The organism is Amorphus orientalis (assembly GCF_030814015.1).
Taxonomy (GTDB): Bacteria; Pseudomonadota; Alphaproteobacteria; order Rhizobiales; family Amorphaceae; genus Amorphus; species Amorphus orientalis.
Window position 1 is genome coordinate 1623035 of sequence record NZ_JAUSUL010000001.1, and the last position, 23668, is coordinate 1646702.

General features: G+C 66.5%; 24 protein-coding genes. 13 read left to right on the forward strand and 11 right to left on the reverse strand.

All coding sequences use genetic code 11. From position 1 onward, the window contains the following. From J2S73_RS07350 to nirK, 7 genes are all read right to left on the reverse strand, one after another. Positions 1–492 carry a nitrate reductase cytochrome c-type subunit gene (locus J2S73_RS07350; RefSeq protein WP_306884812.1) on the reverse strand — a complete coding sequence of 164 codons (492 nt, stop codon included), beginning with the start codon at positions 490–492 and terminating at the stop codon, positions 1–3. Beyond that, complete coding sequence (gene napA / locus J2S73_RS07355; RefSeq protein WP_306884813.1) at positions 465–2966, reverse strand: periplasmic nitrate reductase subunit alpha; 2502 nt, start codon at positions 2964–2966, stop codon at positions 465–467. Before napA ends, J2S73_RS07350 begins: the two co-directional genes overlap by 28 nt. A 2-nt stretch (positions 2967–2968) precedes the next feature. Continuing rightward, entirely contained in the window at positions 2969–3316 is a 348-nt protein-coding gene (locus tag J2S73_RS07360) for a chaperone NapD (protein ID WP_306884815.1), read from the reverse strand. Further along, on the reverse strand, positions 3219–3737 hold the full coding sequence (gene napF, locus J2S73_RS07365; protein WP_306884816.1) for a ferredoxin-type protein NapF: 519 nt from the start codon (positions 3735–3737) through the stop codon (positions 3219–3221). The genes J2S73_RS07360 and napF overlap by 98 nt, the downstream gene beginning before the upstream one ends. 1 nt (position 3738) lies before the next feature. Then, positions 3739–3927: a periplasmic nitrate reductase, NapE protein gene (gene napE, locus J2S73_RS07370; protein WP_306884817.1), complete on the reverse strand. Its 189-nt coding sequence runs from the start codon at positions 3925–3927 to the stop codon at positions 3739–3741. A 244-nt stretch (positions 3928–4171) separates the two neighbouring features. Then, entirely contained in the window at positions 4172–5440 is a 1269-nt protein-coding gene (locus tag J2S73_RS07375; protein ID WP_306884818.1) for an NnrS family protein, read from the reverse strand. A gap of 205 nt (positions 5441–5645) precedes the next feature. Beyond that, positions 5646–6749 (reverse strand): copper-containing nitrite reductase, encoded by a 1104-nt coding sequence (gene nirK / locus J2S73_RS07380; protein ID WP_306884819.1) that lies wholly within the window; start codon positions 6747–6749, stop codon positions 5646–5648. Between the two features lie 570 nt (positions 6750–7319). Between nirK and zigA the strand changes: the two genes are divergently transcribed. The 7 genes from zigA to J2S73_RS21640 all read left to right on the forward strand — a co-directional run bounded on the left by zigA (position 7320) and on the right by J2S73_RS21640 (position 12811). Further along, positions 7320–8537: a zinc metallochaperone GTPase ZigA gene (zigA, locus tag J2S73_RS07385; protein WP_306884820.1), complete on the forward strand. Its 1218-nt coding sequence runs from the start codon at positions 7320–7322 to the stop codon at positions 8535–8537. Then, on the forward strand, positions 8527–9219 hold the full coding sequence (locus J2S73_RS07390; RefSeq protein ID WP_306884822.1) for a DUF1826 domain-containing protein: 693 nt from the start codon (positions 8527–8529) through the stop codon (positions 9217–9219). The genes zigA and J2S73_RS07390 overlap by 11 nt, the downstream gene beginning before the upstream one ends. A gap of 46 nt (positions 9220–9265) precedes the next feature. Then, positions 9266–9673 (forward strand): Fur family transcriptional regulator, encoded by a 408-nt coding sequence (locus J2S73_RS07395; protein WP_306884823.1) that lies wholly within the window; start codon positions 9266–9268, stop codon positions 9671–9673. Between the two features lie 109 nt (positions 9674–9782). After that, the gene (gene aztA / locus J2S73_RS07400; protein ID WP_306884825.1) at positions 9783–10532 is read left to right on the forward strand and encodes a zinc ABC transporter ATP-binding protein AztA; all 750 of its coding nucleotides are present in this window, start codon (positions 9783–9785) and stop codon (positions 10530–10532) included. After that, positions 10529–11401: a metal ABC transporter permease gene (locus J2S73_RS07405; protein ID WP_306884827.1), complete on the forward strand. Its 873-nt coding sequence runs from the start codon at positions 10529–10531 to the stop codon at positions 11399–11401. The genes aztA and J2S73_RS07405 overlap by 4 nt, the downstream gene beginning before the upstream one ends. Positions 11402–11419: 18 nt before the next feature. Beyond that, complete coding sequence (locus J2S73_RS07410) at positions 11420–12436, forward strand: metal ABC transporter substrate-binding protein (RefSeq protein WP_306884828.1); 1017 nt, start codon at positions 11420–11422, stop codon at positions 12434–12436. Between the two features lie 90 nt (positions 12437–12526). Further along, the gene (locus tag J2S73_RS21640) at positions 12527–12811 is read left to right on the forward strand and encodes a HupE/UreJ family protein (RefSeq protein ID WP_370874394.1); all 285 of its coding nucleotides are present in this window, start codon (positions 12527–12529) and stop codon (positions 12809–12811) included. On the opposite strand, the gene J2S73_RS07420 is transcribed toward J2S73_RS21640, so the two are convergent. The 3 genes from J2S73_RS07420 to J2S73_RS07430 form a co-directional block, all read right to left on the reverse strand. Further along, positions 12792–13652, reverse strand: a complete 861-nt coding sequence (locus tag J2S73_RS07420; RefSeq protein ID WP_306884829.1) for a fumarylacetoacetate hydrolase family protein — start codon at positions 13650–13652, stop codon at positions 12792–12794. The genes J2S73_RS21640 and J2S73_RS07420 overlap by 20 nt on opposite strands. A gap of 85 nt (positions 13653–13737) precedes the next feature. Next, the gene (gene gtdA / locus J2S73_RS07425) at positions 13738–14805 is read right to left on the reverse strand and encodes a gentisate 1,2-dioxygenase (protein ID WP_306884830.1); all 1068 of its coding nucleotides are present in this window, start codon (positions 14803–14805) and stop codon (positions 13738–13740) included. A 161-nt stretch (positions 14806–14966) separates the two neighbouring features. Then, entirely contained in the window at positions 14967–15749 is a 783-nt protein-coding gene (locus J2S73_RS07430) for an SDR family NAD(P)-dependent oxidoreductase (RefSeq protein ID WP_370874395.1), read from the reverse strand. Between the two features lie 239 nt (positions 15750–15988). Here J2S73_RS07430 and J2S73_RS07435 point away from each other — a divergent pair, with 239 nt between their 5' ends. Then, positions 15989–16765 (forward strand): alpha/beta fold hydrolase, encoded by a 777-nt coding sequence (locus J2S73_RS07435; protein ID WP_306884832.1) that lies wholly within the window; start codon positions 15989–15991, stop codon positions 16763–16765. Then, positions 16765–17931: an LLM class flavin-dependent oxidoreductase gene (locus tag J2S73_RS07440; RefSeq protein ID WP_306884833.1), complete on the forward strand. Its 1167-nt coding sequence runs from the start codon at positions 16765–16767 to the stop codon at positions 17929–17931. The genes J2S73_RS07435 and J2S73_RS07440 overlap by 1 nt, the downstream gene beginning before the upstream one ends. Positions 17932–17965: 34 nt before the next feature. Here the strand turns inward: J2S73_RS07440 and J2S73_RS07445 are convergent, their stop codons facing one another. Then, entirely contained in the window at positions 17966–18673 is a 708-nt protein-coding gene (locus J2S73_RS07445) for a GntR family transcriptional regulator (RefSeq protein WP_306884834.1), read from the reverse strand. A gap of 213 nt (positions 18674–18886) precedes the next feature. On the opposite strand from J2S73_RS07445, the gene J2S73_RS07450 reads away from it, so the two are divergent. The 4 genes from J2S73_RS07450 (at position 18887) to J2S73_RS07465 (ending at position 23653) form a co-directional block, all read left to right on the forward strand. Next, a complete protein-coding gene (locus J2S73_RS07450; RefSeq protein ID WP_306884835.1) occupies positions 18887–19738 on the forward strand; it encodes an SDR family NAD(P)-dependent oxidoreductase in 852 nt (283 codons plus the stop codon). After that, positions 19735–20397 carry an NADPH-dependent FMN reductase gene (locus J2S73_RS07455; protein ID WP_306884836.1) on the forward strand — a complete coding sequence of 221 codons (663 nt, stop codon included), beginning with the start codon at positions 19735–19737 and terminating at the stop codon, positions 20395–20397. Before J2S73_RS07450 ends, J2S73_RS07455 begins: the two co-directional genes overlap by 4 nt. Before the next feature lie 89 nt (positions 20398–20486). After that, entirely contained in the window at positions 20487–21470 is a 984-nt protein-coding gene (locus J2S73_RS07460) for a TAXI family TRAP transporter solute-binding subunit (RefSeq protein ID WP_306884837.1), read from the forward strand. 221 nt (positions 21471–21691) lie between these two features. Continuing rightward, positions 21692–23653, forward strand: a complete 1962-nt coding sequence (locus J2S73_RS07465) for a TRAP transporter permease (protein ID WP_306884838.1) — start codon at positions 21692–21694, stop codon at positions 23651–23653. The last annotated feature ends 15 nt before the right edge of the window (positions 23654–23668 follow it).

The window sequence follows — 23668 nt, forward strand, 5'->3', positions numbered from 1 at the left end:
CTACTCATCCCCGGCTTTGCCGACACCGAGATCACTCATGTCGACGAAGGTGTTGCCGACCAGCGGCTGAACGTCGGCCTGAGGCACATGACACTCGGTGCAGAAGTAGCGACGCGGCGACACGTCAGCGAGCATCTGGCCTTCGCGGTCCATGTAGTGGGTCACGCTGATCATCGGCGCGCCCGAAGCCTGGGTGAATTCCCGCTTGTGGCAGGTCATGCAGCGGTTGGCGTTGACCGTGAGCTGGTAGCCTTCGATCGAGTGCGGGATCACCGGAGGCTGCTCGGGATAGGCCCGCATCTTTCGCACGTCATCGGTCACCCAGCGGGGCAACGGCTCCGCCGCCGAGGGTTCGGATGGGGGCGTCGGCCCGACGAGTTCTTCGGGTCCCATCTGGGCGAGGGCCGCCGTCGCCAACAGCAGAGTTGCGGCGGCGGCGACGATCGGCAGCCGATGCCGGGCGATCAGGCGGGAACGATCTTGACCGCGCATTTCTTGAAATCCGTCTGCTTGGAGATGGGATCGGTCGCGTCGAGCGTCGTGCGGTTGATCAACTGGCTGGCGTCGAACCAGGGCACGAAGATCACTCCGGAGGGCATCCGGTTTCGGCCGCGGGTCTCTACCCGGGAGCGGATCTCGCCGCGCCGGGATATGATGCGCACTTCGGCGCCCTGGTTGAGGCCGCGCTCACGGGCATCGACAGCGTTCATGAAGCAGCGGGCGCCGGGGAAAGCCTTATAGAGTTCCGGCACGCGCAGCGTCATCGAGCCGGAATGCCAGTGCTCGAGGACCCGGCCCGTCACAAGCCAGAGGTCGTAGTCCTCGTCCGGGCTTTCCGCAGGCGGTTCGTAGGGAACGGCGAGGATCACAGCTTTGCCATCGGGCTTGCCGTAGAAATGCACGCCGCGACCGGGCTCGACGTAAGGGTCGTAGCCCTCGCGGAACCGCCACCGCGTCTCGTCGCCGTCGACGACGGGCCAGCGCAGGCCGCGCACTTCATGGTAGCGGTCGTAGGGTGCGAGATCGTGGCCATGGCCGCGGCCGAAGGCGGCGTACTCCTCGAACAGGCCCTTCTGGATGTAGAAGCCGAAGTCGTCGGCTTCGGCATTGGCATAGTCGGGATCGATCTCCTCAAGCGGATACCGGTCGACATTGCCGTTGGCGAAAAGCACCTCGTAGAGGGTCTTCCCCCGATAGTCGGGATTGGCGTCGAGAATCTCTGACGGCCAGACCTCGTCCGTGGTGAAGCGCTTGGAAAACTCCACCAGCTGCCAGAGGTCCGATCGGGATTCCCCCGGGGCGTCGACCAGCTGATGCCAGGTGTGGGTGCGCCGTTCGGCATTGCCGTAGGCCCCTTCCTTCTCCACCCACATGGCCGCAGGCAGGATGAGATCGGCGGCCATCGCGGTGACGGTCGGATAGGCATCCGAAACGACGATGAAATTCTCGGGATTGCGATAGCCCGGATAGGTCTCGTTGCCGCTGTTGGGCGCTGCCTGCAGGTTGTTGTTGACCTGGATCCAGTAGAAGTTGAGCTTTCCGTCCTTCAGCATCCGGTCCTGCAGCACCGCGTGGTAGCCCGGCTTGTCAGGCAACAGGCCGTCCGGAAGCTTCCAGATCTCTTCCGCGTGGTGACGATGCTCCGGGTTGGTGACCACCATGTCGGCCGGCAGCCGATGGGCGAACGTACCGACTTCACGCGCCGTCCCGCAGGCGGACGGCTGGCCGGTGAGCGAGAACGGGCTGTTGCCCGGCTCGGAGATTTTGCCGGTCAGAAGGTGGATGTTGTAGACCATGTGATTGGCCCACACGCCCCGGACATGCTGATTGAAGCCCATCGTCCAAAGCGACATCACCTTCCGATCCGGGTCGGCGTAGAGCTCGGCCAGTTCTTCCAGAAAGCCCGCTTCGACGCCGGAAAGCTCGGAGACCCGGTCCAGGGTGTATTCCGAGACCAGCTCACGGAAAGCCTCGAAATCGATCGGCTCCATGTCGCCGGGATTGTCGGCCCCCGTCGCTTCCTGCTGAAGCGGATGTTCCGGTCTGAGCCCGTAGCCGATGTTGGTGGCGCCGCGCATGAAGGTCGTGTTCTTGCGCACGAACTCCTCGTTCACCCGGCCGGTCTCGATGATGTGGTTGGCGATGTAGTTGAGGATCGCCAGATCGGTGCCGGGGCGGAAGATGATCGGGATGTCGGCCAGATCCATCGAGCGGTGGGTATAGGTCGACAGGACGGCGCAGCGCACGTGCTCGTGGCCAAGCCTGCGGTCGGCAAGCCGGGTCCAGAGGATCGGATGCATCTCCGCCATGTTGGAGCCCCAGAGGACGAAGGCGTCGGCATGTTCGAAGTCGTCGTAGCACCCCATCGGCTCGTCGATACCGAAGGCGCGCATGAAGGTGGTTGCGGCGGATGCCATGCAGTGACGGGCATTCGGGTCGAGGTTGTTGGACCGGAAGCCCGCCCGCATCAGCTTGGAGGCGGCGTAGCCCTCGAAGATCGTCCACTGGCCGGAACCGAACATCCCGATCGCCGAGGGACCCTTGTCGGCAAGCGTCGCTTTGGCCTTCTCAGCCATGACGTCGAAGGCCTCGTCCCAGGAGACGGGCTCGAACTCGCCGTCCTTGTCGTAGACGCCGTTGCGCTTGCGCAGGAGCGGCGTGGTGAGACGGTCCTCGCCATACATGATCTTCGACAGGAAGTAGCCTTTCACGCAGTTGAGGCCGCGATTGACCTCCGCCTGCATGTCGCCATGGGTGGCGACCACTTGGCCTTCCTTCACGCCGACCATGACACCGCAGCCTGTCCCGCAGAAGCGGCACGGAGCCTTGGACCATTTGATCTGGAGTGACTCGACGCCACCGGTGACCGGCTGGGCGTCAGCCGGCAGCGATATCCCGGCGGTGGCCGCGGCGACGGCGGCGGCCTGTGCCTTGAGGAGGTCGCGGCGATTGATGTCTGCCGTCATGCTCAGATGGCCTCCGTGTCAATGATCTGTTCGAACACCATGTTGGCCGCGATCACGCCGTTGATCCCGGCGATCGCGTTCAGCCGATTTCCCAACTCACCAGCGGATTTGCCTTCCAGCACCACGATGACCCGGCCGCTTTCGGCGGCATGAACCTCTGTCGCTTCCATCGCGGCGATCTCGGCTGCCACCGCGTTCATGCACTCCGGGCGCGTTATGACCACGGCACTTGAGACGTGATGCGCGTTGGGATCAGGCATCGGCGGGCTCCGTCGGCTCGGTGGACACCGAAATCGCATCGACGGGACAGGGCGCGATGCATGCGCCGCAACCCGTGCAGCGTTCGGCATCGATTTCCGGAAGGAACGGGCCGCCGATCCGCGGGCGGAGCGTGACCGCCTCGGAAGGGCAGGCGTCCCGGCAGGTCATGCAGGCGATGCCCGCCTGGACGAGGCAGGTGTCCGAAATCTCTACCGTGTGCGGGAAGGTCGGGGGTCCGGTGTCTTCGAATACCGGCTCCGGACATGCCTCGGCGCAGCCACCGCAGAAGACGCATTCGCCGATCGAAAAATCCACGCCGGGTACTTCCTCGACCAGCCGGATGATGCCGGTCGGGCATGCGTCCACGCAGGCGCCGCATCCGGTGCAGGCTTCGATCCAGTCGGATCGTACTCCGGGAGGTGCGATTGCAGGTGGTGCGACGTGCGCCGTGGTCGCCGTTCGTCCGCCGGTCAGAAAGGCCCTGCGGCTGAGCGTCGACGCGGTCGCCATATCAGCCCCCCGGTGGTCCGGGTGGTCCGAAGACCATCTGCCACATCCACACGAGGAAACCGTAGCCGCCGACGACGGCGACGGCCACGACCGGCCAGATCAGAAAGGCGAGGACAACGAACGCGATCAGCTCCGCTCGGCGCGAAGCCTGAGGCACGGCGTCCGGTGATGCGGATGCATCTTCGGTCATGGCCTCCTCCCGTCCCGACAGGGGCGCCACGACCTGGTTCAGGCGGACGCGTCCTTCCGTCAGGCTAGGTTGAAACTAGACGAATTCGAGCTCCGTTCATACCCCCGGGAGAGTTCGGAGGAGCCTGCCCCCCGAACCCTTTCGTGCTCGACGGAGCCGTTCATCGGGGAGAATACGACCGTGAAACCAATGGCTTGAGTGACTTTATGGAGGTTGTGCCCCGCCGGCCTGACCAGAATTCTGGTCAGGCTCGGGCAGTCGCGCGTCTGCCCCAGAGGATTGGCCCGAACCGGACCGCAAACCCCAGAAAGGCTCCACTCCACAGGATACCCCCGACGACCAGGATCGGCCCGTAGGCCCCGGCGGCGAACGGCGCTGCGACCCGGGCCAGCGCTCCCAAAGTGACGGCCGCGTAGATCGCGACCGTCCAGCCATCGGCCTCGATCGGACGCCCGGTGTGGCCGAGGCTCGCCCGCGTCATCACGGCGAGGGTCATTGTGCCGACGGCCCCGGCGGTGAGGGCATGGAGCGCGGCGCTCGCCGGTATCATCGCGGGCGCCAGGACCGCGAGCCCCAGAAGCGCGAGCGATGCGGCCAGCCAAGCGTAACCGATGTGCAGGATCGCCAGGATGGGTTCGCGCATCACGCTTTGCCCCTGCCAGCGGGCCAAGCGCGCTGCGATCAGCCCGCCGGCCGCGAGCAGCAGTCCTCCGGTGACCGGCCGGTCCGGCACAGCGATCCAGAACAGGGCAGCGAGGGCCGTGGTCAGAAGAGCAATCCTGTCGAGCCGACCCATGCTCGCCGGCAGCCGGTCTGCGCCAGCCTTCACGAGCCAGTTGCGCGTGAAGCTCGGCACGATACGGCCGCCGATCAGGGCGATCAGCATGGCGATGACCCCAAGGGTCAGACGGACACCCGCGTCGCTCTGCAGAAGGCCGATGTTGCCGGCATGGTGGGCGGCGTTGCCCAGCGCGAACAAGGTCAGCATCGCTGCAATCGGCGCATTCTTCCAGTTCCGGCCGGCGATTACCTCGCGCCAGACCGAGGCCATCAGCGCCAGCGGGAAAAGAAGGTCGAGCCCCGCCGCGGCCCAGGGGTTGGCAACCACCGCGCAGGCGAGCCGCCCGATGAGCCAAAGGCCCGCCAGGACGGCAAGCGGAGCGCCGCTCAGGGGCAGTCTGCCCGTCCAGTTCGGGATCGCGGTCAGGATGAAACCGGCGACGACGGCAGCCAGATAGCCGAACAGCATCTCATGGATGTGCCATGTCAGGCCGGAAAAGGAGCCGGGCATGGCGTGGCCGCCGAAATAGAGCCAGAGCCAGACCGGAATCGCGAGACCGGCATACAGGGCGCCGGCGAAGAAGAACGGTCGAAAGCCGTAGGAGAGGATCGGCGGTGCGGCGAGCAGACGCCCCCGACCGTCTCGCGACAGATCGCCGGCGCGGCGGCGCCGACGCGGAACCGAGCGGTCGCTGTCGGGGAAGGACGGGCTGGTCGGGAACGGTATGGACATGAGGGTCTCCAGACGGTCGGAGGATGGGCAGCGCGGGCGCCGGTCGAACCACCCGGGAGTGGTGCTGCGGGGGGCTCGGCACGGCTGTGGCGAGCGAGGCGGACGCCGGAAAGCCGGTCGGCAGGTTGGGGACGGTGCTGTCGACAGGTCGGTCCCAAGCGACTGAGCCCGGCGGATTGCCGGGCTCAGGTTTGACGTGTCCGCATCAGTTGACCGGGATCGGTCCGGGAGCTTCGAGCTGTTTCATCAGGTTGTCGTTCCAGTCGCCCTCGACCATGAAGTGGGCAGCGGCGCCGAGTTCCACGGCTTCGATCAGGTTGTGGTTCACGTAGGCGTAGAGGCCGGGCTGGCGGAAGGTGTAGAGCGCCGCGCCGGCGGATCCTCCGCGAATGAACCAGGTCTCGAGATCCTTGGCGGGCGGGTTGGCGAACTTGCCTTCTTCCCAGACATAGTCGCCGTGGCCGCCGATCAGGTGAGGCCGGGTGTCCCGGTTGGCCTGGGAATGGACGATCAGCACCTTTTCGCCGACCTTCGCCGTCATGGCGTTGTCGCCGGTCAGCGCCCCTTTGGCGCCGTTGAACACGACGTGGGTGGGAATCAGGCCGCGCATGACCTCGACCGTGTCGGCGTACGCTTCTCCGGGCGATCCGTAGCTCTTGAAGTTGCTGTCGCCGTCACGCGGAACGTAGAAGTCGTTCTCGCCGATATAGAAGATCTTGTCGTAGGTCAGCGGGTTGCCGGCCTCGTCCTTGAGCCCGTCGCGCGGCAGCACCATGATCGTGCCGCTCATGCCGGAGACGACGTGCCAGGGGATCATCGGCCCTTCCGGCGCGCAGTGATAGACGAAGGTGCCGGAGCGGGTCGCCTTGAACCGCAGCTTCACCTGCTCGCCCGGCCCGACCAGGGTGAGCGCGCCGCCGCCGAGGGCCCCGGTGGCCGCATGGAAGTCGATGTTGTGGGGCAGCGAGTTGGTCGCCGCATTGATCAGCGTCAGCTCGACATAGTCGCCTTCGTGGACGACCATCATCGGGCCGGGGATCGAGCCGTCGAAGGTCATGCCCTGGAGGGTCGTGCCCTGATCATCGATGACGACCGGCTTCTCCTCGATCTCCATGGTGAACTCGACAACCTTCGGACCGCTCCGGGCGACCTGATCGTGCGCATGAACGAAAGGCGGGGCCACCAGCGTCACCTTCTCACGCGGAAGCGATGCGGCGGCCGATTCTTGTGCGAGCGCGGCGGCGGGAGGCATGACGGCCAGCATCGCGGCCGCCGCTGCGCCCATCAGGGTCTGGCGTCTGGTGAACATCTTCTCTCTCCTTCGAATGAGGCGGTTTCGATGGAGGGAAGCTAGGCCCGCACCGGCGACCCTTCTTTGTGGTTCTGCAAACTTCTGCGCGAACGCGAAGCGCTGGCGCATGGCCGGATCAGGCCGGCCTGAACGAAAAGGACTTGCTCAAATGATTGAAACCGGGGCGCGCTTCTTGGTGCTCGAACATCTCTTTCTGAACGGCGACGGATCGTGACCGCCCGAATGCCCCAACGTACGGCTGCGATTGCTCAGTGGCTTCACAAAACCGGTCAGTCCGCTTTCGACTGAGGCGGGCGGCAAATCCCCTGGATTTATTCCTTGCAGCAGGCGCTCCGTGAGCGTGTGAACCGGCAGTCTGGATGCGTTGGAGCGGAGCCCGCTTCGACACCCGCCGCCCTCCGCCTGCCGCCCGCCACCTGCGCGGATACTCGGTCTCTGTCGCCTTCTGCGGCATCCCGCGATCGCACCCTCTCCCCGCTCACGACGCGCCAATATCGCCCTTGCCAGTCATCAACGCAGTTGCTAGGTGATGTAACGTTATAACATTACATTTAGAGATGTGCGACAATGACCGATCCCCGCCTTCCCGTGACCGTCCTGTCCGGCTTTCTCGGAGCCGGAAAGACGACCCTTCTCAATCATATCCTGAACAACCGCGAGGGCCGCCGGGTCGCCGTGATCGTCAACGACATGAGCGAGGTGAACATCGACGCCGACCTGGTTCGCGGCGGCGGTGCCGATCTGTCACGGACCGATGAGCGGCTCGTCGAGATGACCAACGGCTGCATCTGCTGCACGCTGCGGGAGGATCTCCTGACCGAGGTCCGGCGGCTCGCCGACGACGGCCGGTTCGACTACCTGCTGATCGAGGGCACGGGCATCGCCGAGCCGCTGCCGGTGGCGGCCACTTTCGAGTTCCGGGACGAAGAGGGGCAGTCGCTGGCCGACATCGCCCGCCTCGACACCATGGTGACCGTGGTCGACGCGGCCAACCTGCTCCGCGACTACGCCAGCCACGATTTCCTGCGCGACCGGGGCGAGACGGCGGGGGAGGGGGACGACCGTTCGATCGTCGACCTCCTCGTCGATCAGATCGAGTTCGCCGACGTCATCGTCGCCAACAAGATCTCGGAGCTGGACGCCGGCGGTCGGGACGCCGTCAGGGCCGTGATCAAGGCCCTCAATGCGGATGCGAAGCTGATCGAGACGGACTTCGCCCGCGTGCCGCTTTCCGACGTCCTCGATACCGGCCGGTTCGACTTCGAACGCGCCCACGAGCATCCGCTCTGGTTCAAGGAGCTGTACGGCTTCGCCGACCACACGCCGGAGACGGAAGAGTACGGCGTTTCCAGCTTCGTCTACCGCGCGCGACGGCCGTTTCACCCCCAGAAGTTTGCCGCGTTCACCGGCCGCTTCTGGCCGGGGCTGATCCGGGCCAAGGGGCTGTTCTGGCTGGCAACCCGGCCGGAGTGGGTCGGCGACTTCAGCCTGGCGGGCGCGATCGTGCGCACCGAAGCGATGGGCTTCTGGTGGGCTGCCGTTCCGAAGGAGCGCTGGCCGGATCATCCGGAGTGGCGGGCCATGCTGGATCGGCACTGGGCCCCGGTGTGGGGCGACCGGCGGCAGGAGCTCGTCTTCATCGGCAACGGGATGGACGAGGCGGCGATCCGGGCAGCCCTCGACGACTGCCTGGCCGATGCGCCGTTGGGCGACCGGTTCGACAGCGCGGACTACCGCAATCTCCCCGATCCCTTCCCGGCATGGAGGCGGGCCGATGCGGCATGAAGCCGTCCGCGCGGATCCGATTTCGTGCCCGCTTCAGGATGCGCCCCTGAGCAGCCTCGAAAGGGCCGGCCCGATCTCGATCTTTCAGCGATCTCTGGATCACGTGATCGCGGGAGCGATCGACGAACTGCCGGCAGCACTCCTTCCTTCGATCAGGATCGATGGCGACTTGGCGGCGATTGATCGGGCGTTGCGGTCGGCGCTGACGGATCTTCGCCAATGGCAGTCCTGGCTCGAGGCCTGGCTACGCGAGGACATTGCCTTTCTGGCTCGACTGTTCACCGAGTTGACCGGTGCCGCATCGCTTGCGGTGCGCCTGGAACCCGTCTCCGACGACGCGTGCAGCCGGTTCCACGCCGACAACATGACCCATCGACTGGTCACCACCTATAGGGGCCCGGGCACGGAATGGGTCTCGCCGCGCGACGCCCATCTGGTGCAGGACGGCATCCTCACAGAGGTCTCCGCCGGCCGGCAACTCGAGCGTGGCTGGGTCGGTGTCCTGCGCGGCGCGAAGCGGGCGTCGCCGGATGCACCGGCTCTGCTGCATCGGTCGCCGCCGCTGCGGAAGTCTGACGAGATCCGGCTCTTCCTCGCAATTGACGACGCCCGCGACTGGCCGGGCGGTCAGCCCGGTGCCGTTGGCTCTTCCGGTAATCGAGAGATGCCCCATGAAAGCTAGCAGCGGCCGCCCGGCCCGGCGGGCCCGGGACCATGTCCAAGGCCGGATGCGGAAAGAAGTCATCTCGGTTCTGCGCGAAGAGGGCCGCATCCTCACGGCTTATCAGATCCTGCGCCGGCTTCGCGCGAAGCTGGGTCGGCCGATCGCTCCGACGTCGATCTATCGCTGCCTCACCGACCTGATCGAGCGCGGCCTCGTCATGCGGGTGGAATCGCTCAACGCCTATGTCGCGGCGGGGGATATGGCTTCTGTCAGCGATCGCTTCCTTCTCGTCTGCAAGGGCTGCGGCGAAACCCGCTCTCTGCTCGACGGCGAGGTGAAGGCGCGTCTGCAGACCGACGCCGACCGTATCGGGTTCACGATCGATCGGTCGGTACTGGAACTCCTTGGTACGTGCCGTTCCTGTCAGAACGAGACCGAGCCCCGCCTGCTTGGTGCCGGGACCGGCGCATGAAGGACGGCTCGACACTGCGCGCCTCGGCGCTGGACAGGATCGTGCTCGCGCTCGTCCTGAGCGCGGTCATCTGGCTGGGTGTCGCGTGGGCGCTCGGATGGATCGTGCCATGAGTGCCGCGCCCACGATCCGCTTTGACGACGTGACGCTGGCCTATCGGCGCCATCCCGTCGTCCATCACCTTTCGGGCGCGTTCGAGCCGGGGAGCTTCACCGCCGTCGTCGGTCCGAACGGGGCTGGCAAGTCGACGCTTCTGAAAGCCATTGTCGGGGCGCTCCGCATCGACGACGGCCTTATCCGGATCGAGGGGATCGACCGGCGCGACATCGCCTATCTGCCGCAACAGAACGAGCTCGACCGGGCCTTTCCGATTCAGGTGCTGGACCTGGTTGCACTGGGGCTCTGGCGGCGGGTCGGTCCCTTCCGCCGGGTCGACGGGGCGGATCTCGCCCGCGCCGCCGATGCCTTAAAGGCGGTCGGGCTGGAGGGGTTCGAGCGGCGGACGATTGGAACTCTGTCGGGCGGTCAGATGCAGCGGGCGCTGTTTGCGCGGATGCTGCTTCAGGACGCCAGAGTACTCCTCCTGGACGAGCCGTTCACGGCTATCGACTCCCGAACGACCGCGGACCTGCTTCAGCTCGTCCATCGCTGGCACGGGGAAGGGCGCAGCGTGGTCGCCGTGCTGCACGACCTGGAGATCGTGCGCCAGGAGATCCCGGACACGCTGCTGCTCGCCCGCGAGCCGATTGCGTGGGGCAAGACCGCAGACGTGCTCGGCGCGGAGAACCTGCTGCGCGCGCGCCGGATGAGCGAGGCCTTCGCCGAAGACGCGCCGGTCTGCAAGCGGGGGGCGGCATGACGCTGTCGGAGTTCCTGTTCGAGCCCTTTGCGACCTACGGCTTCATGCGCCGGGCGCTCGTCGGCTGCGTGGCGCTCAGCATCGGTTCCGTTCCGCTCGGCTTGCTCCTGATCATCCGGCGCATGAGCCTGATGGGCGACGCCATGGCCCACGCGATCCTGCCCGGTGCGGCGGTGGCGTTTTTGTTCGCGGGCCTGTCGCTCTGGTCGATGACGATTGGCGGGGTCGTCGCCGGTCTGACGGTCGCCCTTCTGGCCGGTCTGGTCTCGCGGGTGACCCCGCTCCGGGAGGACGCGAGCTTCGCCGCCTTCTACCTGATCTCGCTCGGTCTCGGCGTGCTGCTGGTCTCCACCCGCGGCTCCAACGTCGACCTGATGCACGTCCTGTTCGGCACCGTGCTGGCGCTCGACGACGCCTCGATCCTGCTGATCGCCGTGGTCACCACCCTCACCGTGACGATCCTCGCGATCGTCTATCGGCTGCTGGTCGCGGAGTGCTTCAATCCGGGATTTCTGCGCGCGGTCGGCGGGGCAGGGCGCGCCGTCCACCTGGCGTTTCTCACCCTCGTGGTCCTCAATCTCGTCTCCGGCTTTCAGGCCCTCGGCACGTTGATGGTCGTCGGCATCATGATGCTGCCGGCGGCCGCCGCGCGGTTCTGGTCGGAGGCGATCTCCGGCCAGTTCGTCGCCGGTGTCCTGTTCGGGATCGTCTCGTCGGTCGCCGGCCTGCTCGCCTCCTACCACGCGCATCTGCCGTCCTCCCCCGCGATCATTCTCGGGGCCGGCGCGGTCTATGCGCTGTCGGTGCTGATCGGGCCTCGCGGGAGCATCCTCTCCGAGACCCTTCGTCTCCCCCACCTCCAACGATAGCAACTGAAAGGAAAACCCATGCTGTCACGCCGCATGTTCGTCGGCGCTGCGTCGGCGCTCGCACTCACCGTTTCCATGACCGGCGGTGCCGTTGCACAGGACAAGCTCGACGTCGTCGCAAGCTTCTCGATCCTCGGAGACATGGTCCACCAGATCGGCGGCGATGCCGTGTCGGTCACCACCCTCGTGGGTCCCGACGGCGACGCCCACGTCTACGAGCCGACGCCCGCCGACGCCAAGGCGCTCTCCCAGGCGGACGTCCTCGTGGTCAATGGCCTCGACTTCGAAGGCTGGCTTCCCCGCCTGGTGGAAGCCTCAGAGTTTTCCGGCCGACAGGTCGTCGCCAGCACGGGCATCGACGCGCTGACCTGGGCCGAACCGGAAGAGGGCCACGACCACGATCACGATCACGAGGCGCATGATCACGGCGAGCACGAGCACAATCATGCGGAACACGATCACGACCATGAGGAGCACGCCGAAGAGGGGCATCACCACCACGGCGACTATGATCCCCATGCCTGGCAGAGCCTTGGCAACGGCATGATCTACGCCAACAACATCGCCAAGGCGCTCGCAGAGGCCGATCCGGCCCATGCCGACGGCTACCAGGAGCGCGCCGAAGCCTATGTGGCTGAGCAACAGGCGCTGGATGCGAAGCTGAAGAAGGAATTCGGAGCGCTGCCGGAGGCCCACCGAAAGGTCGTCACCTCCCACGACGCCTTCCAGTATTTCGGCAAGGCCTACGGCGTGCAGTTCATCGCACCGGAAGGCATCAGCACCGAGGCGGAGCCGTCCGCAGCCGACATCGCCCGGATCATCGACCAGATCCGCGACGAACAGATCGCGGCCGTGTTCGTGGAGAACATCAGCGACAACCGCGTGATCGAGCAGATCACCCGCGAGACCGGTGCCAAGGTCGGCGGAGAACTTTACTCCGACGCGCTCTCCGGACCGGACGGCCCCGCGCCGACCTATGTCGACATGTTCGACTACAACTCCAGGCAGCTTCTCGGCGCGCTCAGCGGCAGCTGATCGAGGAGCCCGGCCTTCGGCTGCTTATGCCGGAGGCCGCTTCCAAACGCCGGGCCATGCCCTCGGATCATCCGCAGCTCACACGGTGGATTGGGCAGTGGGTTCGAGCACCCGTTGAGCGGACCGGACCATTTCCTCGCAATGGTCGTCGTCGGGCTGTGGGGCGCGCTGACGGGCGGGCGGCCCGTCAAGTCCACGCTTCGGGTTTCGACCATGCGACTGCCGCCGAGGTGGCAGAGCGCGACCTCGACGCGGTCGCCGACATGGTCAGGCTGGACCTCGAGGTGCCCCACGTTCAGGTCCAGTTCAAAGCCTCCCCAAAGCTGTCATGCGCGCCGAAGCGGGGCCCTTTTCGCTACCATTTTCCACGGATAGCGATTTCGGTCTCGCCGATGCCCTCGATCCAGCCGTGCATGACGTCACCGGGGATGACCGGGGCGACGCCCTCCGGCGTTCCGGTCATGATCACGTCGCCGGGATGGAGCGTGTAGGCCTTGGAGGCGAGCGCAATCAACTTCGGAACATTGAAGACGAGAAGGCTGGTGTTCGACTTCTGCCGCGTCTCGCCGTTGACCTTGAGCTCGAAGTCGAGGGCACTGGCGTCGGGAAGCTCGTCGGCGGTGACGACCCAGGGGCCGAGCACAGAGAACGTGTCGAGGGACTTGCGGTAGCTGCGATCCTCAGTGCCGCGGATGGTCATGTCGAAGCCCATCGTGTAGCCGGCGACGTGCGACAGCGCGTCCTGCTCGGAGATCCGAAATCCCTTCTTGCCGATGACCACGGCAAGCTCGAGCTCATGGTCGATGCGCCGGTCGGACCAATCGGCGACGACGCCTTCGCCCGGACCGACGAGAGAGCTTGTCGCCTTCAGGAAGACGCCGCATTCGGCGATCGTCTTCACGCTGGACCCGAAGTTGATGCCCGTGTCGACGCGGGATTCATCGAGATGGAGCTGGTAGTTCACCGGCGCGGCGACGATCTTGCCGGGATTGGCGATGGGGCTGAGGAGCTTCACCTCCTTCAGCGGCTTCGCGGGCGCGTCCCTGGCGAGGCGTTCCATCTCGGCGCGCATGGCGTCGAAGTGGGTCATGAACAGATCGCCGTGGGGCAGCGGCCAGCGGAGCTGGGGGAGAAGGTCGGTGGCAGCGGTCACGTCACGGACCGTCTCTCCGTCCACGATGCCGAGGCGGTTGTCGTCGAAGCGGCAGAATCGCATGCGTCTCTCGTGTTGCTTGTCGGGCGTTTCGGTCTCGCGGCAGTCCCCGTCCGACACGGCCGGACGGCGATGCGCGCGCGTGATGTCAGCCGCGTTCCTCGCGGAAGAAGCCGAGCTTTTCCTGGGCCACGCGATCGGAAATGCAGAACAGGAAGGAGTCCTCTTCCGCCTTGAACGAGCGCCAGGCCCAGGCCGGCAGGACGATCACGTCGCGGGGGGCATAGGAGAAGGTCTTGTCGCCGGTCGTGATCTGGCCACGGCCCTCCGCCACGCACAACACGATGCCGTCGGTGGAGCGCATCCGTTTCGTCTCGAAGCCCTTCTCCACGTGGGTCATCCAGGCCGACATGGTCGGCATGGTCCAGCCGCCATCGACCGGGTTGGCGTAGCGCAGCGTCGTGGCGAGATGCGGATCGGGCGCCTCCCCCTTGGCGGCCGCGACCAGCGCCTCTCGGGTGCGCTCGTAGGGATAGTTGAAGATCGGGGTGGTCTGGCCGTAGCGCCGGCCGGAGTCGTCGAGCGGCAGCATACGGCTGCCAAAGCGGGCGAGCGCGTCGCCCTCGGGCCGGGTCAGACTCTGGCTCTTGTCGTTGTAGCCCTCGGAGAACACCGTCTCGAAGAAGCGCACCATCGGGATGTCGAGCCCGTCGAGCCAGGCACAGGGACCGGACCCCTCGTTGCCGTGGTCATGGAAGGCCCAGTTCGGCGTGATGACGAAGTCGCCCGCGCGCATGGTGGTTCGCTCGCCGCCGACGGCGGTGAAGGCGCCTTCGCCCTCCAGCATGAAGCGCAGCGCCGAGGGGGTGTGGCGGTGCGCCGGGGCCGTCTCGCCCGGCATGATGAGCTGGAGCCCGGCATAGATCGTTGCGGTGGCGCGGCTTTCGCCGGGAAAGGCGGGATTCTCCAGGACCAGCACCCGACGTTCCGCCTCCTCGGCGGTGAGCAGGTCGCCGGACTCCATGAGGAGCGGCCGGACCTCTTCGTAGCGCCATTGATGCGGAACCGCCTTCGACGTCGGCTCCGGCGGCATCAGGCCCTTCAGGACCTCCCACAAGGGAGCGAGATTTTTCGGAGCCAGGCGGTCGTAGAAGTCCTGACGCTTCGCCCGTGTTGCGTCATCGGAGTGGTTCGTCGCGTGCGCTGTCTGGGTCATGCTCGTCCTCCCGTGTCACCGCTCTCGTTCACGAGATCTGGTGTCTTTTTGCCCCGACCATGCCGTCGAGAGTGAATGAAATGACCAGTATCGACCATCTTCAGGTTGAGGTGGGCGGGATGCGGCCCTCTTCCGGGAACGGATCGATCCCGCCGGTGGTCTCATCGCGCCGACATACCGCCGTCGATCGGGATCGTCGTGCCGGTCATGAAGCTTGACGCCGGCGACGACAGCAACAGAAGCAATCCCTTGATCTCGTCGGGTTCGGCGATCCGTCCGAGCGGCACCATCCCCGAGAAGGCCGCTTCCACGTCCGGGTTTTGAAGGCGCCCGCCGGCGATGTTGGTGCGGAAGGGCCCGGGCGCGACGGCGTTGATCAGCACGCCGTGCGGCGCGAGTTCCATCGCCGCCTGCCGCACCAGGTTGACCAGCGCTGCCTTGGTCGCCGCATAGGCGTAGCCGACCATCGGATCGGACTTCAGCCCGGCGACGGAGGCGATCACCACGATGCGACCGCTGCCTTGGTTCTTCATGGGGCCGGCTGCCCCCTGGACCGTGGCGAACACGCCGGAGAGATTGATTCCGACCACCTTGTCCCAGGCGGAATCCGCGATCGCGCCGATCTGGCCGGCTTCGGTGCGATAGCTCGGGCCGGCGGTGATGCCGGCGCTTGCGATCACGATGTCGAGGCGACCGTACCGGGCCGCGACATCTTCCGTGGCTTGGCGGATCGCTGGCCGGTCGGAAACGTCGAGCGTGAGCGGCTCGGCCCGACCGCCCGCAGCCGAGATCGTTTCGGCGACGGCTGCCAGTCCGCTCTCGTCGATATCGGCAAGCACGACGGTCGCACCCGCTTCAGCAAGCACTTCCGCAGCTGCCTTGCCCAGACCGCTCGCGGCCCCCGTGACCATTGCGATCTGGCCGTCCAGCGAAAACCGATCCACGACCATGGCCTCCCCCTCAGTTATTGTGTTTGGTATTCCATACCGCCCGGCTGGCTATAAGGCAAGGACGGGGTTGAGAGAGTTAAATCTATTAAAATCAGATATTTATAATTTTGATGCGGAGTTTGTTCGATTTTCCATCTGAGGCAGCTTGACGCAGCCTGCGAAGAAAGGTGTACAATTCTGAAAACGGCGCCAGGTCCGAAATCGGCGTCAGATTCAAGGGAGGGCTCGCATCGATGTCTCATGTCGAGACGATGGAAACCGTTGCCGGCTGCCGCATCCGCGTGATGCGCAAGGGGGAGGGGGCGCCGCTCCTGTTCCTGCACGGCGCGGGTGGGGCGGGGGCGTGGCTTCCGTTCATGGACGAACTGGCCGAGCGCTACGACGTGATCGTGCCCGAGCATCCCGGCTTCGGCGGGTCGGAGACGCCCGAGTGGCTCGATAACGTGGGCGATCTCGCCTACTTCTATCTCGACCTGATCGACCATTTCGGCCTCGACGGTGTGCATCTGGTCGGCACCTCGATCGGCGGCTGGATCGCCGCGGAGATGGCGACGCGCAGCTGTGCCAGCCTGAAGACGCTGACCTTGGTGGCGCCTGCCGGCATCCACGTGCCCGGCGTCAAGCGCGGCGACATGTTCACCTGGTCGCCCGAGCAGCTCACCAGCAACCTCTTCCACAACCAGGACATCGCCCGAACCGTGCCGCCGCCGGCCGACGAGGAGGCGCTGATGGTCGTGCTGAAGAACCGGCTGACGACCGCGAAGCTCGGCTGGAGCCCGCGGATGCACAATCCGGACCTCAAGAAGTGGCTGCACCGGATCTCGGTGCCGACGCTGATCGTCTGGGGCACCGAGGACAAGCTGCTGCCGGCCGAATACGGCCCGGCCTACCGCGATCTCATTCCCGGCGCCGCCCTCGAGGTTTTCCCCGAATGCGGGCATCTGCCCCACGTGGAGAAGGCGAACGAGTTCACGTCCAAGGTGGTGCGCTTCATCGAGGGAGCCGCGTGATGAAATTCTATCTCATGCATCTGATGCCGTATCTGCACCTGGATCCGGATTACGATCAGATCCACGATTCCGCCTGGGTGACGCTGCCGAACAGCTACTACGACCCGAAAAAGGGCGCGAAGCTCTACAACCGCTATCTGGATGAACTGGAGTACGGCGATCAGCTCGGTTTCGACGGCGTCTGCGTCAACGAGCATCATCAGACCGCCTACGGGCTGATGCCGCAGCCGGGCGTGATGGCCGGTGCGCTCGCCCGGCGCACCAAGAAGGTCAAGATCGCGATCCTCGGTCGCGCGCTGCCGCTGCTCAACAACCCGGTCACCGTCGCGGAAGAGTTCGCGATGGTCGACAACATCACCGAGGGCCGTTTCATCGCCGGCTTCGTCCGCGGCATCGGCTCGGAATACCATTCCTGGAGCGCGAATCCGGCGCTGTCCCACGACCGCTTCCACGAGGCGCACGACCTGATCGTCCGCGCCTGGACCGAGACGGGGCCGTTCGCGTTCGAGGGCAAGCACTACCAGTTCGAGTACGTGAACCTGTGGCCGCGGCCCTATCAGGAGCCGCATCCGCCGATCTGGATCCCGTCCCAGGGTTCCAGCGAGACCATCGAGTGGGCCTCGCACCCGGACCGGCGCTACACCTACCTGCAGACGTTCACGCCGGTGGCGATGCTCGCCAAGTACATGCAGATGTACCGCGACAAGGCGGCGGAGCACGGCTACGAGGCGACCGAGGAACAGCTCGGCTGGTCGGTGCCGATGTACGTGGCGGAGACCGACGAGGCCGCGCGCCGGGAGGCGAAGCCGCACATCGAGGCCTTCCTCAACAAGTTCCTTCGCATGCCGAAGGAGATGCTGCTGCCGCCGGGCTACCTCTCGCTCAAGTCGATGATGGGCGTGATGAAGGCGAAGTCGGCCATCGGCGGCAAGCAGACCATCGACGACGTCATCGACAAGGGCATGTTCATCTGCGGCAGCCCGGAGACGGTGCGCCAGCAGCTCGAGGAGTACCGCAAGCAGATCGGCTTCGGGCATCTCCTGTCGCTGTTGCAGTTCGGCACGCTGCCGGCCGACCTCACGCGCAAGAACATGGAGCTCTATGCCGGCGAGGTGATGCCCTATCTGAGGCAGAGCGCCGCCGCTGCGGTCGAGGCGGCGCAATGAGCAGCGGCTTCCGCCTGCGATCGTGGGGACGGGCCTACCAGCCCTCCGGATCGGGGGCGGGATCGACCAGGATGGAGAACAGGTGGGCGGCCATCGCCGCCTCCGCCCAGTCCGGGTTGCGCATTCTGAGCGCGGAGAGGATCTCGTGATGCTGGCGATGGGTCCGCTGCGTCCGCTGGTCGACCGGCTCGGCATAGGTGTTGAAGATCGACGCCGGCAGCTCCAGCGAGGCGGCCAGAATCCGCTCCAGCCGCGGGCTGTCCGCCGCCCGCGCGATCGTCGCGTGGAACTCGTTGTTGAGCTCGTCGAACCGCGCCAGGTGGCGGTGCCAGCCGACTTCGTCGAAATGGGCCTCCATCTCCGCCTCGACCGCCTCCAGATGGGCGATCTGCTCCGGCGTGATGCGCAGCGCCGCCCGCCGCGCGCCGTGGGCCTCGAGCTTGGCGCGGAGCCGGAAGATCTCGGCCACGTCGGCGAGCGAGAAGCTCGCCACCTGGCCGCGCCGGTAGCGCTCCAGCACGACCAGCCCCTCGTTGTTGAGTCGGCTCAACGCCTCGCGGACCGGGGTGCGGCTCAGTCCGATCGCCTTGGCGAGCTTCGCCTCCTGCAGCGTCTCGCCCGACTTGAGGTCGCCGGAGATGATCGCGTTGCGGATGTAGCGGTAGGCGGTTTCCACCGCGCCGCTGGCGTCGGCGCCGCGGGTGGGCCCGGTGTCGTCCGGGGCGTTTCTTGTATCCGTCATCGGTCCTTCGGTCGGCTCGGGCGGTCTGGTCGCGCCTTCGGTTCTAGGGCGCCGTCGGCGCAATGGTATGCGAAGCCGGTCTCCGGCGCGACCGTCCGCGCGTCCGGGGCAACAAATTCCGGGGCGTTGTGCATCAGCGGGATTGAACGGTCCCGCCACTGGCATACGATACGGGATGACGTGTCGCAGAAGACGGCGCGCGAGGGGGAGTGAATGGACATTCAGGCGGGCATGGCTGCCTACGTTTCGGGCGCGGGCTCGGGCATCGGACGCGGGATCGCGCGGGTGCTCGCCAGCCGCGGTGTGCGGGTCGGCGTGGCCGACATCCGCGGTGAGGCGGCCGAGGAGACCGTCGCGCTGATCGCGGCCGATGGCGGTCAGGCAGTGGCGCTCGAGGTCGACGTGTCGGAGAAGGCGTCGGTCGAGGCGGCGGCCGACGCGATCGAGGGCGCGTTCGGCCCGGTTTCCATCGTCTGCAACAATGCCGGCGTCGCCATGCACGGCGTGCCCGTGCACGAATTCAGTTCCGCGGAGTGGGACTGGGTGATCGGCGTCAATCTCTACGGCGTGATCCACGGCATCCAGACCTTCGTGCCGCGCCTGATCGCGGCCGGCGGACCCGGCCACGTGGTCAACACCGCTTCCATCGGCGGCTTCCAGGTCAACGCCGCCTTCCTGACCGGCCCCTATTCGACGACGAAGTACGCGGTCGTGGCCCTCAGCGAGGCGCTCTCCAACGAACTCGCGGAGACGTCGATCGGGGTGTCGATCCTGGCGCCGGCGGCGGTGAACACGTCGATCCACCTCTCCGAGCGCAGCCGGCCCGACCGGCTCGGCGGTGCCTATGTCCGGCCCGAGAACCACTTCATGGGCGAGCTGATCCGCGACGGCGCCGACCCGCTGGAGATCGGCCGTCAGGTCGCCGAGGCGATCGAGGACGACGCGCTCTACGTGTTCACCCATCCCGAGACCGAGGCCTGGCTCGAAGCCCGGTGCGGCCGGATCCTGGCAGGCTATGACCGGCTGAAGGGCGACCGTTCGGGCGCCCGGCAGGCGGCGGAATGACGGCGGAGGCGACCATGCTGCACGATCTCGACACCGCTTTCGGGGCGTTCCGTCCGACCACATCGGACGATGCGCCCCATATCGTCGGCATCGGCGGGACCACCCGGATCGGGTCCTCGTCGGAGACGGCGCTGCGGCTGGCGCTTGCGGAAGCCGTCCGGCTCGGGGCCACGGCTGAGATCATCTCCGGGCCGCTGCTCGACCTGCCGGCCTACGACCCCGCCAACGACCATCGCAGCCCCTCGGCGCAGCGGCTGGTGCAGGCGCTGCGGCGGGCCGATGGCATCATCCTGTCGACGCCGAGCTATCATGGCGGCATGTCGGGGATCATCAAGAACGCCATCGACTACGCCGAGGACATGCGCACCGACGACCGGCCCTATTTCGACGGGCGCGCGGTCGGCGTGATCGTGACCGCCTACGGGCCGCAGGCGCTGGGCACCACGCTGTCGAGCGTGCGCTCGATCGTTCACGCGCTGCGGGGCTGGCCGACGCCGTTCGCCGCCGCCATCAATTCGCAGGTGGCGCCGTTCGAGAACGGCCGCGCCGTGCGCCCGGAAACCGACGCGCAGCTTTCGACCGTGGCGGGGCAGGTGGTCCAGTTCGCACGCGCCATGAGTGCAGCCGAGGCCGTCGCCGTGCAGCCGGCCGCCGGCTGACGTCGACGCAACAGCTTTCCCGCCCGGCGCGGTCGGGCGGCGACATAAGAAGGTTCCGCCAACAGGAACCTCATGAGGGAGGAAACAGAATGAAAGCGATCTTCGGATTCGCGGCTGCCGCGCTTGCGGCTGGCGCGATCGCCGCCACGCCTGTGCTCGCCGAGACGGTGTCGATCTCGACGCTGCCGCCGGGCGCGATCAACAACGTCCAGGCCCAGGCGATCGCCAAGGTCGTTCAGGAACACTCCGACCTGCAGATGCGGGTCGTGACGTTCAACTCGCCCGGCGCGATCATGGGCTCGACCCAGGCCGGCCAGACCGACTTCTCGTTCATCTCCACCGACGAGACCGGCGCCGCGTTCGAGGGCTCGCCGCCCTATGACGGCAAGGCGATGAAGGACCTCCGGGTCGCCGCGACGATCTTCCCGTTCAAGGTCGGGCTCGTGGTGCGCAACGACTCCGACATCAAGTCGGTCGAGGATCTGCAGGGCAAGCGCATCCCCACCGGCTGGCAGGGCTTCCAGCAGGGGCTCTACCTGTTCGATGGCCTGCTCGCCACCGCGGGCACCACGCTCGACGAACTGGCGGCGGAAGGCGAGGCAGTGCCCACGGCGAACCTGCTGCGCGGCGCCGACGACCTCAAGGCCGACCGCATCGACGTGACCATGTTCGCGGTCGGCGCGCCGAAGATGGCCGAGCTCGATTCCGCCATTCCCGGCGGGATCCGCTTCCTGAGCCTGACCGACACGCCGGAGACGGCAAAGGCGATGGCCGACGTCCGTCCGGAATATCACATGGCGGTGCAGAAGCCCGCGCCGCACCTGGCCGGCATCCACGGCGACACCACGCTGATGCAGTACGCCATGGTCGTGGTCGCCAACAAGAACGTCTCCGACGACACCGTCTATGAGCTGGTCAAGGCGATCTACGAGAATAAGCCGGCGCTGGTCGCGGGCCACCCTTCGTTCAACGCGATGACCCAGGAAGGTCTCGCCACGACGCAGCCGCGCGTCGAATACCATCCGGGCGCGATCAAGTTCTACAAGGAAGCCGGCATCTGGCAGGGCGACTGAGCCCGATCGCCTGAGGAAAGCCGGGCTGCGGGGCGGGTCCTGACCTGCCGGCCCCGCAGCCCGGGCGGTGAAAGCCGCATCTGCCCGGTCGATGCCGCCCGGGAGCGACAGAGCGGCTTCGAAGTCACGTCATCGCACATGATCCTCTCGGTCGGGACGGTTCCGTCCGACGGGGACGTGCGCGCACCGATATCGATCGCGTTCTCGGGAAGGACTGCCTGATGGGCGGTGAGACCAGCGTTTCCGAATCCGGCGTCAACGGGACCCGCGGCGTGCGGCTGATCAGCACCGTGCTTGGCGCGCTGCTGGCGATCGCCGGCCTCGCCTGGGCGGCCGATCTCTACCGGATGGTCGGATGGACGTTCCTGACCGAACAGTTCCTGGCGGCGACCCTCGGTCTCAGCCTGGCGCTCGTCTTCGTGACCCGTCCGCTGAACCGGGCCGCCCTCGGGCCCCGCCGTCTACCCTGGTACGACGCGGTGCTCGCTGTCGTCTCGCTCGCCGCCAGCGCCTACATGGCCATGCGCTATCCGGACATCCTGTCGGATTTCTTCTCCACTCCGCTGGATGGCCTGATCGTCTCCTGGCTCCTGTTCGTGCTGGTGGTCGAAGGGCTCAGGCGCTGCTCCGGCTGGTCGCTCGTCATCGTCGTGCTGGCCTTCACGATCTACGCGCTGGTCGGTCACCTGGTCGAGGGCGACCTGCAGACCAACCAGGTCGACCTCAACACCATGATCTTCTATCTGGGTGTCGACACCAGCGGCCTGTTCGGGATCGTGCTCCTGGTCGGCGTCACCGTGGTGATCCCGTTCCTGTTCTTCGGCAATCTGCTGCACGCCTCAGGCGGAGCCTCCTTCTTCAACGATCTGGCGCTCGGCCTGATGGGGGGCTTCCGCGGCGGCGCGGCCAAGATCTCGATCCTGGCCTCCACGCTGTTCGGCTCGATTTCCGGCATCGTCGTGTCGAACATCATGGCGACCGGCATCATCACCATCCCGATGATGAAGAAGTCCGGGTTCAAGCCGGAGCAGGCGGCGGCGATCGAGGCGAGCGCCTCGAACGGCGGCCAGCTGATGCCGCCGGTGATGGGCGCGGTCGCCTTCCTGATGGCCGACTTCCTGCAGATCTCCTACGCCGAGGTCGCGATTGCGGCGCTGGTGCCGGCGGTGCTTTATTATCTCGCCCTGTTCATCCAGGCGGATCTGGAGGCCGGAAAGGCCGGCATCCTCCGGGTGCCGGCAAGCGAGATCCCGAGGCTCGTCGCGGTCGCCATGCGCGGCTGGTTCTTCATCCTGCCGTTCGCTGTGCTGATCTACGCGCTGTTCACCCTCAATCGGGAGCCGGAGAACGCCGCGATCTACGCCTGTCTCACGGTCATGGCGGTGGGCTTCGTCATCGGCTACGGCGGCAGCCGGCTCACGCCGCGTGGGGTCTGGCGGGCGCTGGTCGCGACCGGCATCTCCGCCGTCGATATCGTGATGATCTCGGCGGCCGCCGGCTTCATCATGGGCATCCTGCAGCTCACCGGGCTCGGCTTCGCGCTCACGCTGCTCCTAGTGAAGCTCGGCTCGGGCAACATCTTTGCCCTGCTGGTGATCGCGGGTGTGATGTGCATCGTGCTCGGCATGGGCATGCCGACGCTCGGGGTCTACGTGCTGCTCGCCGTGCTGATCGCGCCGAGCCTCGTCGAGGTCGGCATCCAGCCGCTCGCCGCCCACATGTTCATCCTCTATCTCGGGATGATGTCGTTCGTGACGCCGCCGCTCGCGATCGCGGCCTTCTTCGCGGCCAACATCGCCCGCGCCTCACCGATGAAAACCGGCTGGACGGCGATGCGCTTTTCCTGGACGGCCTACATCATCCCGTTCCTGTTCGTGTTCTCGCCGACGCTGCTGCTGCAGAGCCCGTCGATCCCGGCGACGGTGCTGTCGCTGCTGACGGCCACGATCGCGGTGTGGTTTGTCTCGGCCGGGTCGGTCGGATACGGCTTGCAGCCGATGGGGCGGATGCTGCGTGTGCTTGCCGTGGTCGGCGGTTCGCTGCTCTTGATCCCGCTGGAGATGTTCCACGGTGCCTTCATCGCGAACGGGATCGGCGCCGCGCTGGTAATGGTCGTGCTGGTGGCCGAGCTTGCCGCCCGGCGCGGGCGCGCGGCCGCCGCGCCCGAAGGCGCTGCCGAGTAGAAGCTGACGGAAATC